The organism is Streptomyces sp. NPDC001002 (genome assembly GCF_053599215.1).
In genome coordinates this window covers 1-15369 of record NZ_JBSFLV010000046.1, presented here as the reverse complement: position 1 = coordinate 15369, position 15369 = coordinate 1, and the positions used below count along the sequence as shown (strand labels likewise).

General features: G+C 71.2%; 14 protein-coding genes and 1 riboswitch. Of the genes, 6 read left to right on the top strand and 8 right to left on the bottom strand.

Going from position 1 to position 15369, the window contains the following annotated elements:
* Positions 1–293 precede the first annotated feature (293 nt).
* Complete coding sequence (locus ACWDR3_RS21840; RefSeq protein ID WP_450354177.1) at positions 294–1541, top strand: MFS transporter; 1248 nt, start codon at positions 294–296, stop codon at positions 1539–1541.
* Complete coding sequence (locus ACWDR3_RS21835) at positions 1501–2820, top strand: D-arabinono-1,4-lactone oxidase (RefSeq protein ID WP_450354176.1); 1320 nt, start codon at positions 1501–1503, stop codon at positions 2818–2820. Before ACWDR3_RS21840 ends, ACWDR3_RS21835 begins: the two co-directional genes overlap by 41 nt.
* Here the strand turns inward: ACWDR3_RS21835 and ACWDR3_RS21830 are convergent.
* A complete protein-coding gene (locus ACWDR3_RS21830) occupies positions 2744–3514 on the bottom strand; it encodes a hypothetical protein (protein ID WP_450354175.1) in 771 nt (256 codons plus the stop codon). The genes ACWDR3_RS21835 and ACWDR3_RS21830 overlap by 77 nt on opposite strands.
* A 508-nt stretch (positions 3515–4022) precedes the next feature.
* On the opposite strand from ACWDR3_RS21830, the gene sepH reads away from it, so the two are divergent.
* Positions 4023–5060, top strand: coding sequence for a septation protein SepH (gene sepH, locus ACWDR3_RS21825; RefSeq protein ID WP_123997200.1), 1038 nt, complete (start codon positions 4023–4025; stop codon positions 5058–5060).
* A gap of 74 nt (positions 5061–5134) precedes the next feature.
* On the opposite strand, the gene ACWDR3_RS21820 is transcribed toward sepH, so the two are convergent.
* Positions 5135–5986 carry a sulfurtransferase gene (locus ACWDR3_RS21820; RefSeq protein WP_450354174.1) on the bottom strand — a complete coding sequence of 284 codons (852 nt, stop codon included), beginning with the start codon at positions 5984–5986 and terminating at the stop codon, positions 5135–5137.
* Positions 5987–6282: 296 nt separating this feature from the next.
* Here ACWDR3_RS21820 and ACWDR3_RS21815 point away from each other — a divergent pair, with 296 nt between their 5' ends.
* Both ACWDR3_RS21815 and ACWDR3_RS21810 read left to right on the top strand, forming a co-directional pair.
* Positions 6283–7086 (top strand): VOC family protein, encoded by an 804-nt coding sequence (locus tag ACWDR3_RS21815; RefSeq protein ID WP_450354173.1) that lies wholly within the window; start codon positions 6283–6285, stop codon positions 7084–7086.
* A 73-nt stretch (positions 7087–7159) separates the two neighbouring features.
* A complete protein-coding gene (locus tag ACWDR3_RS21810; protein WP_450354172.1) occupies positions 7160–7642 on the top strand; it encodes a DUF4352 domain-containing protein in 483 nt (160 codons plus the stop codon).
* Here the strand turns inward: ACWDR3_RS21810 and ACWDR3_RS21805 are convergent.
* The 4 genes from ACWDR3_RS21805 to ACWDR3_RS21790 form a co-directional block, all read right to left on the bottom strand.
* Positions 7639–8286, bottom strand: coding sequence for a thymidine kinase (locus ACWDR3_RS21805; RefSeq protein ID WP_450354171.1), 648 nt, complete (start codon positions 8284–8286; stop codon positions 7639–7641). The genes ACWDR3_RS21810 and ACWDR3_RS21805 overlap by 4 nt on opposite strands.
* 52 nt (positions 8287–8338) lie before the next feature.
* The gene (locus ACWDR3_RS21800) at positions 8339–9532 is read right to left on the bottom strand and encodes an alkaline phosphatase family protein (protein ID WP_450354170.1); all 1194 of its coding nucleotides are present in this window, start codon (positions 9530–9532) and stop codon (positions 8339–8341) included.
* Positions 9532–10119 carry a DUF5998 family protein gene (locus ACWDR3_RS21795; protein ID WP_450354169.1) on the bottom strand — a complete coding sequence of 196 codons (588 nt, stop codon included), beginning with the start codon at positions 10117–10119 and terminating at the stop codon, positions 9532–9534. The genes ACWDR3_RS21800 and ACWDR3_RS21795 overlap by 1 nt, the downstream gene beginning before the upstream one ends.
* A gap of 64 nt (positions 10120–10183) precedes the next feature.
* Positions 10184–13015, bottom strand: a complete 2832-nt coding sequence (locus tag ACWDR3_RS21790) for a bifunctional acetate--CoA ligase family protein/GNAT family N-acetyltransferase (protein ID WP_450354168.1) — start codon at positions 13013–13015, stop codon at positions 10184–10186.
* Positions 13016–13197: 182 nt separating this feature from the next.
* Between ACWDR3_RS21790 and ACWDR3_RS21785 the strand changes: the two genes are divergently transcribed.
* Positions 13198–13479: an HPr family phosphocarrier protein gene (locus ACWDR3_RS21785; RefSeq protein ID WP_123997208.1), complete on the top strand. Its 282-nt coding sequence runs from the start codon at positions 13198–13200 to the stop codon at positions 13477–13479.
* Positions 13480–13638: 159 nt separating this feature from the next.
* Here the strand turns inward: ACWDR3_RS21785 and ACWDR3_RS21780 are convergent, their stop codons facing one another.
* Positions 13639–14331, bottom strand: a complete 693-nt coding sequence (locus ACWDR3_RS21780; RefSeq protein ID WP_450354167.1) for a GntR family transcriptional regulator — start codon at positions 14329–14331, stop codon at positions 13639–13641.
* Between the two features lie 188 nt (positions 14332–14519).
* Positions 14520–15296 (bottom strand): M23 family metallopeptidase, encoded by a 777-nt coding sequence (locus ACWDR3_RS21775; protein ID WP_450354166.1) that lies wholly within the window; start codon positions 15294–15296, stop codon positions 14520–14522.
* Between the two features lie 12 nt (positions 15297–15308).
* Positions 15309–15369: riboswitch (cyclic di-AMP (ydaO/yuaA leader) on the bottom strand. This riboswitch is flagged as partial in the annotation.

Sequence of the window (15369 nt, the reverse complement as noted above, 5' to 3'; positions counted from 1 at the left end):
CCGACAGCCCGGCAGCGGCCAGGGGGACGACGGGGGCAGGTCGGACGACGGTCCCGGTTCCGGACCGCCTGCGGGGGTGCGGTCGGTCCCGGTTCCCGACCGCCGGCCCGGGTGCGTTCGGTCCCGGTTCCCGGCCGTCCGACCGGGTGCATTAGGGTGACCTCACTCGTAAGCTGTATGAGCCGTGTTGGCACCTTACGGAGCCGGTACCGGCGCCTTACCGAGCCACTTTCGTCCACGCCGTGCCCGAGCCGCCCCGTACGCGCGCGTGGCCGTACCCCTTCGGAGACCCCGTGCCCAGCCCCTACCGCGCCCTGTTCGCCGCCCCCGGCTCCAAGGGGTTCGCCGCCGCGGGCCTGCTCGGCCGGATGCCGCTGTCCATGATGGGCATCGGCGTGGTCACGATGATCTCCCAGCTCACCGGGAGGTACGGGCTCGCGGGCGCCCTGTCGGCCACCATCGCGCTGTCCGCCGCCGCGATCGGGCCGCAGATCTCCCGGCTGGTCGACCAGCACGGGCAGCGGCGCGTGCTGCGGCCGGCGACGCTGGCGGCGCTCCTCGCCTCGGCCGGGCTGCTGCTCGCCGCGCACTTCGAGTGGCCGGACTGGACGCTGTTCGTGTGCGCCGCCGGCATCGGCTCGGTCCCGAGCCTCGGCGCGATGGTCCGCGCGCGCTGGGCGGCCGTGTACCGGGGCACCCCGCAGCTGCACACCGCGTACTCCTTCGAGTCCGTCGTCGACGAGGTGTGCTTCATCTTCGGGCCGATCATCTCCATCGGGCTGTCCACGGCCTGGTTCCCGGAGGCCGGGCCGCTGCTCGCCGCCTGCTTCCTGGCGCTCGGCGTCTTCTGGCTGACCGCGCAGCGCGCCACCGAGCCCGAGCCGCACCCGCGCGTGCGCGGCGCCGACAGCGGCGGCTCGGCGCTGCGCGCGGCCGGTCTCCAGGTCCTGGTGGCCACGTTCGTGGCGACCGGAGCGATCTTCGGGGCGGTCGACGTGGTCACCGTCGCCTTCGCCGACGAGCGGGGCCACAAGGGCGCGGCCAGCGTGGTGCTCGCCCTCTACGCGGCGGGCTCCTGCTCCGCGGGCGTCGTCTTCGGGCTGCTGCGCTTCCGGGGAGCGCCCGCGCGCAGGTGGCTGCTGGGCATATGCGCGATGGCCGTGAGTATGATCCCCCTCCTACTGGTCGGAAACTTGCCGCTTCTGGCCGTGGCGCTGTTCCTTGCGGGCCTGTCCATCGCACCCACGATGATCACGACGATGTCCCTCATAGAAGAGCACGTACCTCGCGCGAAGCTCACCGAAGGCATGACCTGGGTGAGCACCGGCCTGGCGGTCGGGGTCGCGCTCGGCTCCTCCGTCGCCGGCTGGGTGATCGACGCGGCCGGCGCGCGTGCGGGGTACGGGGTTCCGGTGGTCGCCGGAGCCGTCGCGGTCGCGGTCGGTTTCCTCGGGTACCGCCGGCTCAGCAGACCGGCACCGGGTCGGGGAGGCACCGTTGTTGAGCACCACAGCGAGCGCGAAGAACGGCACGTGGCGTAACTGGGGCGGTACGGTCACGGCCCGCCCCGCGCGGGAGGTCACGCCGGCCTCGGTCGAGGAACTGACGGCGGCCGTGCGGCAGGCCGCCGAGGACGGGCTGACGGTGAAGGCCGTCGGCAGCGGGCACTCCTTCACCTCGATCGCCGCCACCGACGGTGTGTTGATCCGCCCTCAACTGTTGACCGGCATCCGCAACATTGATCGCGATGCCATGACGGTCACGGTCGAGGCGGGCACCCCGCTCAAGAGACTCAACATGGCTCTCGCGCGCGAGGGTCTGTCGCTCACCAACATGGGCGACATCATGGAGCAGACGGTCTCCGGCGCCACCAGCACCGGCACCCACGGCAGCGGCCGCGAGTCGGGCTCGATCGCCGCCCAGATCAGGGGACTTGAGCTGGTCACGGCGGACGGTTCGGTGCTGACCTGCTCCGAGAAGGAGAATCCGGACGTCTTCGCGGCGGCCCGCATCGGCCTCGGCGCCCTCGGGATCGTCACCGCGATCACCTTCGCCGTGGAGCCCGTCTTCCTGCTCTCGGCCCGCGAGGAGCCGATGCCCTTCGACGAGGTCACCGGCCGCTTCGACGAACTCTGGGCCGAGAACGAGCACTTCGAGTTCTACTGGTTCCCGCACACGGCGTCCACCAACACCAAGCGCAACAACCGCAGCGCGGGCCCGGAGCAGCCGGTGAAGCCGCTGGCGGGCTGGTTCGACGACGAGTTCGTGGCCAACGGCCTGTGGCAGGTGGCCAACATGCTCGGCCGCGCGGTGCCCTCGACCGTGCCGACCATCGCCCAGATCTCCACCCGGGCCTGGTCCTCGCGGACGTACACGGACATCCCTTACAAGGTCTTCACCTCCACCCGTCGGGTGCGGTTCGTCGAGATGGAGTACGCCATCCCGCGTGCCGCGCTGGTGGACACGCTGCGGGAACTCAAGGCGATGGTCGAGCGTTCGAAGTTCAGGATCAGCTACCCGGTCGAGGTCCGCACCGCCCCGGCCGACGACATCACCCTGTCCACCGCCTCCGGCCGGGACAGCGCCTACATCGCCGTGCACATGTTCCGGGGCACGCCCTACCAGGCGTACTTCACCGAGGCCGAGCGCATCTTCACCGCGCACGAGGGCCGGCCGCACTGGGGCAAGGTGAACACCCGGGACGCCGAGTACTTCGCCGGGGTCTACCCGCGCTTCGGCGAGTTCACGGCGTTGCGGGACCGTCTTGACCCGGATCGGCGCTTCCAGAACGACTACTTGCGGCGGGTGTTGGGGTCGTAGCGGACGCGCTGGGCGTCGGCGTCGGGGTGCCGCCGCCGTCCGAGGCGCTCGGTGTCGGCGTCGGGTCGGTGGCCGAAGTGCCGCTGTCGTCCGAAGAGGTGCCGCTCGAACCCGAAGGGGTGCCGGCGTCGGGTGTGGTGGACGGCGTCGGCGAGGACGACGGCGAAGTGGGCGAGTCGTCACCGGACTTCGAAGTCGAGGGGTCGTGGCCGGTGACGGCGTCGCTGACGGTGGTGCCCTTGCCGCCGCTGAAGCTGTTGCCGGACACCAGCTCATAGGTGGTGATGCCGGTCAGGGTCACCCCGAAGACCAGGGCGGCCGCGACCACCGGCCGCTTCCAACTGCCCACCCGCGCGCGGTAGACGGTGCCCTCGGTGAACTCGCCGGGAGCGGGCGACGACCGCTGCCCGGGCCGGTCCGCGACGGTGACCTCCCGGAGCTGTTCGCCGGTGCGGCTGAAGAAGTGCTGGAAGACCGAGCCGCCGCAGGTCGCGACGACGCTGACCAGACCGGCGCCCAGGATCGTGCCGTAGACCCCGAAGTACGAGGCGAGTTTGGCCGCCACCACGGCGGCCACCGCGCTGCCCGCGACTTGAGGGACGCTCAGATCGAGCCGCTTCTTCTTGACGTCCGCGGCTTCCGCGACTGCTGGGTCCGCGACCTCGACGACCTCGGCGTCCGACCTTTCACGCATACCGGTTCCTTGCCTGCCTTTCCCGTACTTGATCGACTATTGCTGCTTGATCAACGTTGATCGACCGCGATCGACCAACTGCACGAGAAAGGGACGTACAGACGAAACCGATAGTTCCGTTTCGGGGGTTTACGTGAAGTACGCCACTTTCAAGATCCCGAAACCGCGTGACGGGCGGCCAACTCGCACCTCTCGCGAGAAGTTGGACCGCGTCCCAATCCACGCACGTGGCCCAAATGGAGTACTGTTGCGAGCCCTGGGCCCGGCCTCCCGCCAGGATGTCCGCGGCCTTACTGGACCGCCCGGAGGGGGCTTGTTGCACAGGGTGACGGAGTTGGTCACTTAGCGTTGCGAATAGGTAACCGTGCCATAACGGCGTTCCAGGGCCTGTGCCCGACACGCCGGGCAACTCGGCAAGGTTGTGGCAGGCTGCACCCGGGCAGGCCACACTCGACTAGCGGAAGCAGCGACGCACGTGACGTCGGCAGGCACCACCCGGGAGGTCCCCATGCCCGAACTGCGTGTCGTGGCCGTCTCGAATGACGGCACACGGCTGGTGCTGAAGGCTGCCGACTCAACGGAGTACACGCTTCCGATCGATGAGCGGCTCCGTGCCGCTGTCCGCGGCGATCGTCCCCGCCTCGGTCAGATCGAGATCGAAGTCGAAAGCCACCTCCGTCCTCGCGACATCCAGGCGCGTATACGTGCCGGTGCCAGCGCGGAAGAAGTCGCCCAGCTCGCAGGCATCCCCGTCGACCGTGTACGGCGTTTCGAGGGCCCCGTCCTCGCGGAGCGCGCGTTCATGGCCGAGCGGGCTCGCAAGACCCCTGTCCGCCGGCCCGGCGAGAACGCGGCCGGTCCCCAACTCGGCGAAGCCGTCCAGGAACGGCTGACACTGCGCGGTGCCGACAAGGACACCGTGCAGTGGGACTCCTGGCGCCGCGACGACGGCACCTGGGAAGTCCTGCTGGTCTACCTGGTCGCGGGTGAACCGCACTCGGCGAGCTGGACCTACGACCCGCCCCGGCGGCTCGTCCAGGCCGTCGACGAGGAGGCGCGCTCGCTGATCGGCGAGTCCGAGGACCTCGCCGCGGCGGAGCCCAGCTTTCCGTTCGTGCCGCGTATCGCCCGGCTGCCACGCGACCGTCCACTGGACCGCGCGCTGGAGCGGCCGAGCCTGCCGGCACCGCCGGTCGAGTCCGACGAGGACAGCGCGGCGAGCGAACGGGACTCGCTGACCAGCCTGTTGGAGGCGGTACCGAGCTTCCGTGGCGACCTGGTCGTCCCGGAGCGCCCGGCGCCCGAGCCTCCGGTGGAGGAGCCCGCCGCCGAACCCGCGGAGGAGGAACCCCCGGCCCCCGCGGCCTCGGCCGGTTCCGCCTACGCGGACGTCCTGATGCCCCGTTCGGTCGGCGCCCACCGCGACCGTCTCGTCGGCGCCACGGACCGCCAGGCCGAGGCCGACGGCGTCCGCCCCGGCCGCCGCGCGGCGGTCCCGAGCTGGGACGAGATCGTGTTCGGGACACGCCGCAAGAAGCAGGAGTAGCGGGAACGGTACGAGTTCGTACGAGGGTGAGGGCCGCGCCGGTTGGGCGGCCCTCTTCCTCATGCCTGCCCGAACTACTGCGGGTCGGGGCCGACGGCGACCGGGCGGGACGGGTCGGCCGACCACTCCGACCACGAACCCACGTACAGCGCGGCCGGGATGCCGGCCACCGCGAGGGCCAGCACCTCGTGCGCGCCCGAGACGCCCGAGCCGCAGTAGACGCCGACCGGTGAACCGTCGGCCGCGCCAAGGGACTTGAAGCGGTCGGCCAGTTCCTCGGCGGACAGGAAGCGGCCGTCGGGCGTCACGTTCTCGTTGGTGGGCGCGGAGACGGCTCCCGGGATGTGGCCGCCGACCCGGTCGATCGGCTCGACCTCGCCGCGGTACCGCTCCCCCGCGCGGGCGTCGAACAACACCCCGGAGCGGGCCAGCGCCGCGGCCTCGTCGGCGTCGAGCAGACCCGAGGCACCCGGCGCGGGGACGAAGTCGCCCGGTGCCGGGGTGGGCACGGACGTCTCCAACGACCCCTCCCAGGACGGCAACCCGCCGTCGAGGACCCGCACGTCCGGGTGACCCGTCCAGCGCAGCAACCACCACGCACGGGCGGCCGCCCAGCCCTGTCCGCCGTCGTACACGACCACCGGCGTCCCGGCGGACACGCCCGCCCGGCGCATCGCGGCGCCGAAGATCTCCGGGTCGGGCAGCGGGTGCCGGCCGCGGTCGCCGGGGGCGGAGGCCAGCTCCGAGTCGAGGTCGACGTAGACAGCGCCCGGGATATGGCCGGCTGTGTACTCGGCGCGGCCGTCGAAGGGCGGCTCACCTGCCGCCTTGGCCACGCTCAGCTGCCAGCGGACGTCGAGCACGACGGGCGGCCGCTGCCCGGCCAGGTCGCTCGTGAGTTCGGATGCGGAGATGATGGCGTTCATGGCCCCCATCCTTGCGTACGGGGTGGCCGCGCCGTCGATGTCCGACTAGTCTGCTCCGCCGGGCAGACCCGATCACGAGGCGTACGGGTTCGGGCACATGCTGTACAGCTGATCGACATCCTTCGGCAATCGCACGGAAACGGGCGAGAAACCGCGTGTCGGGCATCCTCCGGGCACGGAGTCCGGGGTACGGCGCGCCCGGAGCGCGCGACGGCACGGGTGGTGCGAGCATCGGCTCGGGGTATCCGGAGAGCGGAAGCGAACGGCCACCGCGAGGGGTCGAGGAGAGAGTGACGATGACCGAGGCACGGGGGTCGGCCGGCCCGAACGGCGAGACGCACGATCTGCGCGCGCCCGGCACACCCTGCTGGGTGAGCCTGATGGTGCACGGGATGGACGCGACCCAGGAGTTCTACGGAGCGCTGTTCGGCTGGGAGTTCCGGCCGGGCCCGCACCAACTGGGCCCCTACGCGCGTGCCTTGCTGGACGGTTACGAGGTGGCCGGCATCGGCCAGTTGCCGCCCGACCGCCATCTGCCGATCGCCTGGACGCCGTACCTCGCCTCGGACGACGTGGACGTGACCGCCGAGACGGTCCGGCTGTGCGGCGGCACGATCGGGGTGGGTCCCTTGGACGCGGCCGAGGCGGGTCGCCTCGCGATCGGCTCGGACCCCGCGGGCGCGGTCTTCGGCATCTGGCAGGCGGCGGCCCACCTCGGCACCGCCATCACGGGCGTCCCCGGCACCCCCGCCTGGAACGAGCTGGTCACCGCCGAGTCGGAGAGCGTGACCAAGTTCTACGAGACGGTCTTCGGCTACGAGACGGAACCGACCGGCCCCGCCGACTTCGACTACGTCACCCTCAACCTCGCCGGCCACCCGGTCGCCGGCATCCACGGCGTCGGCCACGCCCTCCCCCGCGACCGCGGCCCCCACTGGATGACGTACTTCGAGGTCGCCGACACAGACGCCTCGGTCACCCGCCTGACGGACTTGGGCGGCCACGTCCTGACACCCCCCACGGACAGCCCGCACGGCCGGGTGGCGACGGTTGCGGACCCGGAGGGCGCCCGCTTCTCCTTGATCCAGGTCCCGCGCTGAGCCCTCGGCTCGCCAGGGGCTCGATGTGGGCGGAGCATGTAGGTATCTGCTGCTCCACACATCGGGAGGAGCGATGCGAGGTCGTACCGCACCGTTGCTGACGTGTCTGTTGGCGGTTCCGGCGCTGGCGCTGGCGCCAGTGGCCGAGCCGAAGGTCGGGGACAAGGTGAGCCTCTCGGGGACCAATTCGGGCGAGATGCTCGACGTAACAGTGAGCAAGGTCGTCGATCCGGCACGACCGGGCGACTTCACACCCTCCGCCGGACAGCACTACGTGTCGGTCCAGTTCCGGCTCAAGAACACGGGTACCGCGGTCTACAAGGACTCCCCGTCCAACGGAGCCACCGTGATCGACAAGGCGGGCCAGCGCTTCACATCGACGGTCGCCAACACGACGGCCGGCCCGGAGTTCCCTGGCAGCGTCACCATCAGGCCAGGCAAGTCGGCCTTGGGCTTCATCACGTTCGAGGTGGCCGACGGATCCCGGGTCGTCAGCGTCCAGTTCGCCATGAACAGCGGCTTCTCCGACGACGTCGGTGAATGGACCGTCCCTTAGGAGGACGACACCGGCAGGACGTCCGGTGACAGTGCTGCCGCTCTCGCTGTTGCCGATGTCATGCGGCGGCGGTGGTGGCGGCGGCAGAGGACCTCGTAGCCGATGGCTTCGGACTGGTTGACGTCTCCGACTACCACCTGGGCGCCCTCCACGACCATCTCGCCGCCTATCGTGCGGGCGTTGTGGGTGGCTCGGGCGCCGCACCAGCAGAGGGCCTCTACCTGGAGGACCTCTACTCGGTCGGCGAGTTCGACCAGGCGTTGGGAGCCTGGGAAGAGCTTCGAGCGGAAGTCCGTGGTGATGCCGAAGGCGTAGACGTCGAGGCCGAGGTCGTCGACCACGCGCGCGAGTTGGTCGATCTGTTCGGGGACCAGGAACTGGGCCTCGTCGGCGATCACGTAGTCCGCGCGGCCGCCCTGGGAGAGGTGGTCGACGAGGTACGCGTACAGGTCCTGGCCGTCCTCGACCTCCACCGCGTCCGTGACCAGGCCCAGGCGGGAGGAGAGTTTGCCCTCGCCCGCGCGGTCGTCGCGGGTGAAGATCATCCCGGCCAGCCCGCGCGCCGAGCGGTTGTGCTCGATCTGGAGCGCCAGGGTCGACTTCCCGCAGTCCATCGTTCCGGAGAAGAACACCAGCTCGGGCATGGGGGGTTGAGCACCTTTCGGCGGGCAGGCAGGGGGACAGGGTGGATCGCCGTCAGGAGCGTACTTCCACGAGCGGGATCAGCTGTTCGGCGGGGGTCATCGAGCCGTGGTTGCCGACCATCGCCGACTCCTTCGGCTCCCGCTCGGTCGCGATGATCAGTACGTCGTCCCGCGCGGCCGCGATCACGTCACCGAGGCGGTCGTACACCCGCTCGTCGATCTTCGGCCCGAACCAGCCCGCCGCGATCGCCTCGTCCCGCGACGCCACCCAGAACTGCTCGCCGAGCACCTCGCGCCAGCAGGTGAGGACGTCGTTCGCGGCGCCCGGCACCGCGTACACGTGCCGTGCGCGGCCCTCGCCGCCCAGCAGGGCGACCCCGGCGCGCAGTTCCCAGTCCGCGTCGAAGTCGATGCGGTGGTCCTCGTCGAAGGGCACGTCGACCATGCCGTGGTCGGCGGTGACGTACAGCGCGCTGCGCGGCGGGAGTTGCTCGGCGAGGCGCTGGACGAGCCGGTCGACGTACATGAGCTGGCCGCGCCAGGCGTCGGAGTCGACGCCGAAGCGGTGGCCCGCGCCGTCGAGTTCGGCGTAGTACGTGTAGACCAGCGAGCGGTCGCCGACGGCCAGTTGCTCGGCCGCGAGGTCCATGCGGTCCTCGCCGGTGAGCCGCCCGTGAAACGTTCCGCCACTGAGCGCGACCTTGGTCAGCGGGGTGTTCTGGAAGGTGGGCGAGGACACCTGGGCCGCGTGCACGCCCGCGGCGTCGGCGAGCTGGAAGACGGTGGGGTACGGCTGCCAGGCGGCCGGCGAGGTCCACGGCTGCCAGCGCAGCTGGTTCATCAGCTCACCGGTCGCCGGATTGCGCACGGTGTACCCGGGCAGGCCGTGCGCGCCGGGCGGCAGGCCGGTGCCGACGGAGGCCAGCGAGGTCGCGGTGGTCGCCGGGTAGCCGGTGGTCAGGGGGCGGCCGGTGCCGCCGCGCGAGCTGCCGAGCAGCGAGGTGAGGTAGGGCGCCTCGTCGGGGTGCGCCCTGAGCTGCTCCCAGCCGAGGCCGTCGATCAGGAACACGCAGTTCCGGTCGGCGGGGGTCAGCTCGGTGATCGCGGCGGTGGTGCCCGGTACGGACATGCCCGCGGCGAGCGTGGGCAGCAGGTCGGCGAGGGAGCCGCTGCCGTACTCGGGCAGCGGGGCGGAGTCGACGGCGAGTGGTTCCGGGTGGGTGTCCCAGGATGCGGGGTGGGACATCAGCGGGTGACGTCCGCGGTCGCCTCGGAGAGCGACTGCGCGAAGGCGAGGGTCTGCCGCACGGTGTCCGGGCCGTCCCCGGCCTCGCTGACGCGCAGGCTGAGGTCGTCCGCCGTCGAGTTGCCCGTGTAGCCGTGGTCCGCCTCGCAGTTGGGGTCGCCGCAGGCGGCGGGCTCCAGGTCGATGCGGGCGACGGCGCCCCAGCCGATGGTCAGGACGACCTCGCGCGGCAGCTGGCCCGGCGTGTACTGCTCCGGGTTGGCGACCACGCGGCTGAGCACGACCGACGAGATCCGGCCGAGCTTCACGGACTCGGTGGACGTCGTCGCGTACGGCGTCGGGGAGGTGCTGTCCGCGGCCTGCTCGTCGGTGTGGCTGACGAGAAAGCGGTTGGCGGTGAGGACGAGCACCGTCACATGCCGCCGCACCTCGTTCTGGTCGAACGTCGTCTCCTGGTGGACCAGGTACGACCGGATGGGCTCGCCGCCCAGGGCGGCCTCCACCGCCTCGGCCACGAGGGCCGGGTAGTAGCCGCTGCGCTCGATCGCCGCTCGCAGCCCCTGGGTCGTCGTACTGGTCTTGGCCATGACGTCCATCCTACGGGGGTGGACTGACTGGGAGGCACCGGTCACGGCCGTCTCCGTGACCGTCTCAGTAGACGGGAAGCGTGCGCGGTCCGAGGTCGTCGCGGGCCGGTGGCGGGGCCAGCCGGACGGTGGCGCCGAGAACGCTCAGGCCACGGGGTGCGACGACGACCGGCTCCAGGGTGACCGCGACGACCTCCGGGTGATCGTCGACGAGCCGGGACACCCGCAGCAGCAGCTCCTCCAGCGCAGGCGTGTCGACCGGGGTGGAGCCGCGCCAGCCGAACAGGAGCGGTGCCGTCCGGATCGACCGCACCACGGAGGTCGCCTCCCGGTCGGTGACCGGGATCAGCCGGTGCGCCATGTCGTCGAGCAGCTGGGACGCGGCTCCCGCGAGCCCGAAGGAGAGCACGGCCCCGGCCGCCGGGTCGATGACGGCCCGTACAACGGTGTCGACCCCGCGCGGTGCCATCCCCTGCACCACCGGACGCAGCTCCGCCGGCTTCCCGAACAGCTCGGTCAACTCGGCGTACGCCCGCCGCAGTTGCTCCTCGTCCGCCAGGTCCAGGCGGACACCGCCCAGGTCGGCGCGGTGCCTGAGGTGGGGCGCGGTGGCCTTGAGGGCGACCGGGTAGCCGACGGTGCCGGCTGCCTTGACGGCGTCGTCCGCGGTGAACGCGGGGAGGGCCCTGCGTACGGGGATCCCGTACCGCCCGAGCAGCTCGCAGGTCTCCTCGGTGCCGAGGGTGAGGCCCTGCCCGCGCGCGAGCATGCCGTCGATGAGCTGGGCGGCGCCCTTCTCGTCGATGTCCTCGTACTCGGGCACCTTGCCGGGCTCGGCGGCCTCGCGGCGCCACTGCGCGTACTTCACGGCCTCGCCCAGGGCGCGGACCGCGCGCTCGGCGGCGGGGTAGGCGGGGATGAGGCGAGGGGAGGGCGCGTCGGGGGCCGCGGTCTCCGACGCCTGTACCGGCGGGGGCAGTTGCTGCGAGGGGCGGAGCCTGCGGGCGCCTGAGGGCTTGGTCTCGGCCTGGGGCGCGGTGGCGACCGCCGCCGACAGCGCCTCGGCGAGGCCGCCCAGCTCCACGTGCACGACGAGGACCGGCTTGCCGGGGACCTGTTCGGCGGCGGAGCGCAGCGCCTCGGCCAGTTCGGCGTCGGCGACCGAGGTCTCGCCGATGGCGGGTATCGCGGTGACGACGACCGCGTCGCACGCGTCGTCCCCGAGCGCGCGCAGCAGCGCCGCGTGGAAGTCGCCGGCCGTCGCCCCGGTGGTGAGGTCCAGCGGTCGCAGCGGGCGCAGCCCCTCGGAGAGGCAGGCGTCGTAGGTCAGCAGGCCCAGCGACTCGGAGTTGCCGAGGATCGCCACCCGGGGTCCGGCTGGGAGGGGTTGGCGGGCGAGCAGCAGTCCGCTGTCGACGAGGTCGGTGATGGTGTCGACGCGGATCACGCCGGCCTGCCGGAGCAGCGTGGTCACCGTGGCGTGCGGCAGCCGGGTCGCCTGGACGGCGTGGCCCTGGGGTGCGGACCCGGCGCTCTGGACGACGACCAGCGGCTTTGCGGCGGCGGTGCGCCGGGCGAGGCGGGTGAACTTGCGCGGGTTGCCGATCGACTCCAGGTACATGAGGACGACGTCGGTGTCCGGGTCGTCGTACCAGTACTGCAGGACGTCGTTGCCGGACACGTCCGCGCGGTTGCCTGCCGAGACGAAGGTGGAGACGCCGGTGACCCCGGTGACGCCGCCGCCGCGTCGGTGCAGGCGGGAGAGGAGGGCGATGCCGATGGCGCCGGACTGGGCGAACAGGCCGATGCGGCCGGGGCGGGGCAGCTCGGGGGCGAGGGAGGCGTTGAGCCGTACCTCCTCGGCGGTGTTGATCACCCCGAAGGCGTTCGGTCCGATGATGCGCATGCCGTACGTGCGCGCGTGGCGGACGAGTTCGCGCTGGCGGTCGCGTCCCTCGGGCCCGCTCTCGGCGTATCCGGCGGAGACGACGACCAGTCCCTGTACGCCGTGTTCGCCGCACTCGGTGACGATCTCGGGTACGTGGTCGGCCGGTACGGCGACGACCGCGAGGTCGACGGGTCCGTCGATGTCCCGCACCGAGCGGTGGGCGGCGATCCCGTCGAGCTCCTTGAGGTCGTCGGGGAAGGCCTTGTTCACCGCGTACAGCCGGCCGGTGAATCCGGCCTCCTTGATGTTGTCGAGGATGCTGCGGCCCACTCCCCCGGGCGTGCGGCCGGTGCCGATCACGGCGACCGAGCCGGGCACCAAGAGCCGTCGCACCGACCGTGCCTCCGCGCGCTGTTCACGCGCGCGTTGGACCGCGAGCGAGCGGTCGGTGGGCTCCAGGTCGAACTCCAGGCGGACGACGCCGTCCTCGAAGCTGCGCTTCTGGGTGTACCCGGCGTCCATGAAGACTTTGATCATCTTGTTGTTGGCGGGCAGCACCTCGGCGGCGAACCGGCGGATGCCGCGCTCGCGGGCGACGGCGGCGATGTGTTCGAGGAGCGCGGAGGCCACGCCGCGTCCCTGGTGGGCGTCCTGGACGAGGAAGGCGACCTCGGCCTCGTCGGCGGGAGCGGACGCGGGCGTGCCGTCGGGACCAATGCGGTCATAGCGTACGGTGGCGATGAACTCGCCGCCGATCGTGGCCGCGAGGCCCACCCGGTCCACGAAGTCGTGGTGCGTGAAGCGGTGGACGTCCTTCGCGGACAGACGCGGGTAGGGCGCGAAGAAGCGGTAGTACTTCGACTCGTCCGACACCTGCTCGTAGAAGCTGACCAGGCGGTCCGCGTCGTCGACGGTGATGGGGCGGACGCGTGCGGTGCCGCCGTCGCGCAGCACGACGTCGGCTTCCCAGTGGGCGGGGTACTCGTGCCGGTCCGACGAGGTCTGCATGGGCCCCAGCGTACGGCTCGCGTATGACAACGGCGCGAGGCAGTCTGTGGGGAACACGCCTGTCCGCCGGGGACGGTGGAAGGGTGTGAGTGGGGCCGAGGCCGCGGCCCCACGACACGCTATGGAAAACTGGTCTAGACAATATGGTCTAGACAACCTGAGACACTGAAGGGCAGCATCACATGGCTGAGCGCCGCGTCAACGTCGGCTGGGCCGAGGGCCTCCACGCCCGCCCCGCTTCCATCTTCGTCCGAGCCGCCACGGCCACAGGCGTCCCGGTGACGATCGCCAAGTCCGACGGCAACCCCGTCAACGCGGCCTCCATGCTCGCCGTGCTGGGCCTGGGCGCCCAGGGCGGCGAGGAGATCGTCCTCGCTTCCGAGGCCGAGGGCGCGGACGCCGCGCTCGACCGGCTGGCGAAGCTGGTCGCCGAGGGGCTCGAGGAGCTTCCCGAGACCGTCTGAAAATCGAATTGAGGGATATGCACGCGTCACGTCGACGCTGCCGTCCCACAACTCCGAAGGGCTCGCCCGAATTACCGGGCGAGCCCTTCGAATTTCCCGGATTCGGGCAGCAAAAATAATCCCCCTGGAATTACCTTCTCTTTGTATACGGCGCCTGTGTTAATGCCGCACACCCGACATGTTTACGGGATGTTGCGAGTTCCTCACACGCTCCGCGCGCTCCCCGCCACCGAAGCGCAGCCGGTGCGAGCTCGTCGAGTGCTCGGTGTGCAGGGCGGTGATCGCCCGGGCACGCTCGGCGTCCCCGCGCGCAACGGCGTCGACGATCGCGCCGTGCTCCGCCCAGGACTCCGCGGGGTTGGCCGGCGCCTCCACGGCGTACATCCAGGCGATCTTGTGGCGCAGCTGGGTCAGCGTCGAGGTCAGCGCGTGGCTGCCGGAGGCCTGGGCGAGCGTCTCGTGGAACCAGCCCCCCAGGGAGCGCAGATCCTCGCTGTTGCCCCGCCTGGCGCGCTCCTGGCCCAGCCTGACCAGGCCGCGCAGCACCTTGAGGTGGGCCTCGGTGCGCCGCTGGGCGGCCCGGGAGGCGCCGAGCGGCTCCAGCAGCATGCGCATCTCCAGGAGGTCGGCGGCCTCCTGCTCGGTCGGTTCCGCGACGCACGCGCCCGCGTGCCGCCGGGTCACCACGAAGCCCTCCGCCTCCAGCGTACGCAGGGCCTCACGGACGGGGACGCGCGAGACGCCGTAGCGTCGCGCCAGGAGTTCCTCGGTGAGCCGGCCGCCGCGCTCGTAGACACCGGCGACGATGTCGTCCCGGATGGCCGTGCACACCGAGTGCGCCGGAATACGCATGTCCGACCTCCGTCTTAATCCCCGTGAAACGTCGCCGGTTGACGTGTGTTCAGTGACTCTATTGCAATCGGCTGGAATTTCCGACGGGGGGCCGGAATCGATGGATATTTTTTGGACAGTGGGCGGACAGAAAGACCGAAAGCCCCGGCTCGGGGAGCCGGGGCTGAAGAAGATCTCGCGGTCCGTCGTCAGACGTTCACGCCATGCGAACGCAGGTAGGCGACGGGGTCGATGTCCGAGCCGTACTCGGGGGTCGTGCGGGCCTCGAAGTGCAGATGCGGCCCGGTGACGTTGCCGGTCGCGCCGGAGAGGCCTATCTGCTGCCCCGGGGTGACCGTCTGGCCCACCGAGACCCCGATGGACGACAGGTGACCGTACTGGGTGTACGTCCCGTCGTTCATCTTGATCACTATCTGGTTGCCGTAGGAGCCGCCCCAGCCGGTCTCCACGACCGTGCCGGAGCCGACCGCGTGGACGGTCGTGCCGCTGGCCGCGTGGAAGTCGATGCCGGTGTGGCTGCCGGAGGACCACAGCGAGCCGCCGCTCTTGTAACCCGTCGAGACGTACGAGTTCGAGATCGGCGCGACGAAGGTGTTGAGGCGCTTGCGCTCGGCGGCGCGGGCGGCACGCTCCTTGGCCTCGCGTTCCTCCTTGGCCCGGGCGGCGGCCTTCTTGCGTGCCGCCTCGGCCGCGGCCTTCTTGAGGGCGGCCTGTTCGGCCGCCTCCTTCTGGGCGTCGGCCTGGGCGTCGATCTTGGCGGCGATCGTGTCGCCGATGGTGATGACGGGGGTGAAACCGGTCTGCTCGACGGCGTTCTCCGCGGAGTTGTCCGCGGCGAGCGCCGGAGCGGCCAGGGTGCCGACGACGCCGGTGGTGGCGAGTGCCGCGACGCCCGCCGCGCGGGCGGTGGTGCGCTTCATGCGGCTGGGACGACGGTGCTTCCCGGTGGCGCAGGTGAACGCCATGTACTGGGTGGTCCTTTCCTTCCTTCTCGCCTACCGGGTTAGCTGACGGGTTCGGAGCAGGAAGGTCTCCTAC

Coding starts and splice junctions, on each gene's coding strand:
- ACWDR3_RS21830 (WP_450354175.1), bottom strand. CDS start 3,514: ATGCGTGAAAGGTCGGACGCCGAGGTCGTCGAGGTCGCGGACCCAGCA.
- sepH (WP_123997200.1), top strand. CDS start 4,023: ATGCCCGAACTGCGTGTCGTGGCCGTCTCGAATGACGGCACACGGCTG.
- ACWDR3_RS21820 (WP_450354174.1), bottom strand. CDS start 5,986: ATGAACGCCATCATCTCCGCATCCGAACTCACGAGCGACCTGGCCGGG.
- ACWDR3_RS21815 (WP_450354173.1), top strand. CDS start 6,283: ATGACCGAGGCACGGGGGTCGGCCGGCCCGAACGGCGAGACGCACGAT.
- ACWDR3_RS21810 (WP_450354172.1), top strand. CDS start 7,160: ATGCGAGGTCGTACCGCACCGTTGCTGACGTGTCTGTTGGCGGTTCCG.
- ACWDR3_RS21805 (WP_450354171.1), bottom strand. CDS start 8,286: ATGCCCGAGCTGGTGTTCTTCTCCGGAACGATGGACTGCGGGAAGTCG.
- ACWDR3_RS21800 (WP_450354170.1), bottom strand. CDS start 9,532: ATGTCCCACCCCGCATCCTGGGACACCCACCCGGAACCACTCGCCGTC.
- ACWDR3_RS21795 (WP_450354169.1), bottom strand. CDS start 10,119: ATGGCCAAGACCAGTACGACGACCCAGGGGCTGCGAGCGGCGATCGAG.
- ACWDR3_RS21790 (WP_450354168.1), bottom strand. CDS start 13,015: ATGCAGACCTCGTCGGACCGGCACGAGTACCCCGCCCACTGGGAAGCC.
- ACWDR3_RS21785 (WP_123997208.1), top strand. CDS start 13,198: ATGGCTGAGCGCCGCGTCAACGTCGGCTGGGCCGAGGGCCTCCACGCC.
- ACWDR3_RS21780 (WP_450354167.1), bottom strand. CDS start 14,331: ATGCGTATTCCGGCGCACTCGGTGTGCACGGCCATCCGGGACGACATC.
- ACWDR3_RS21775 (WP_450354166.1), bottom strand. CDS start 15,296: ATGGCGTTCACCTGCGCCACCGGGAAGCACCGTCGTCCCAGCCGCATG.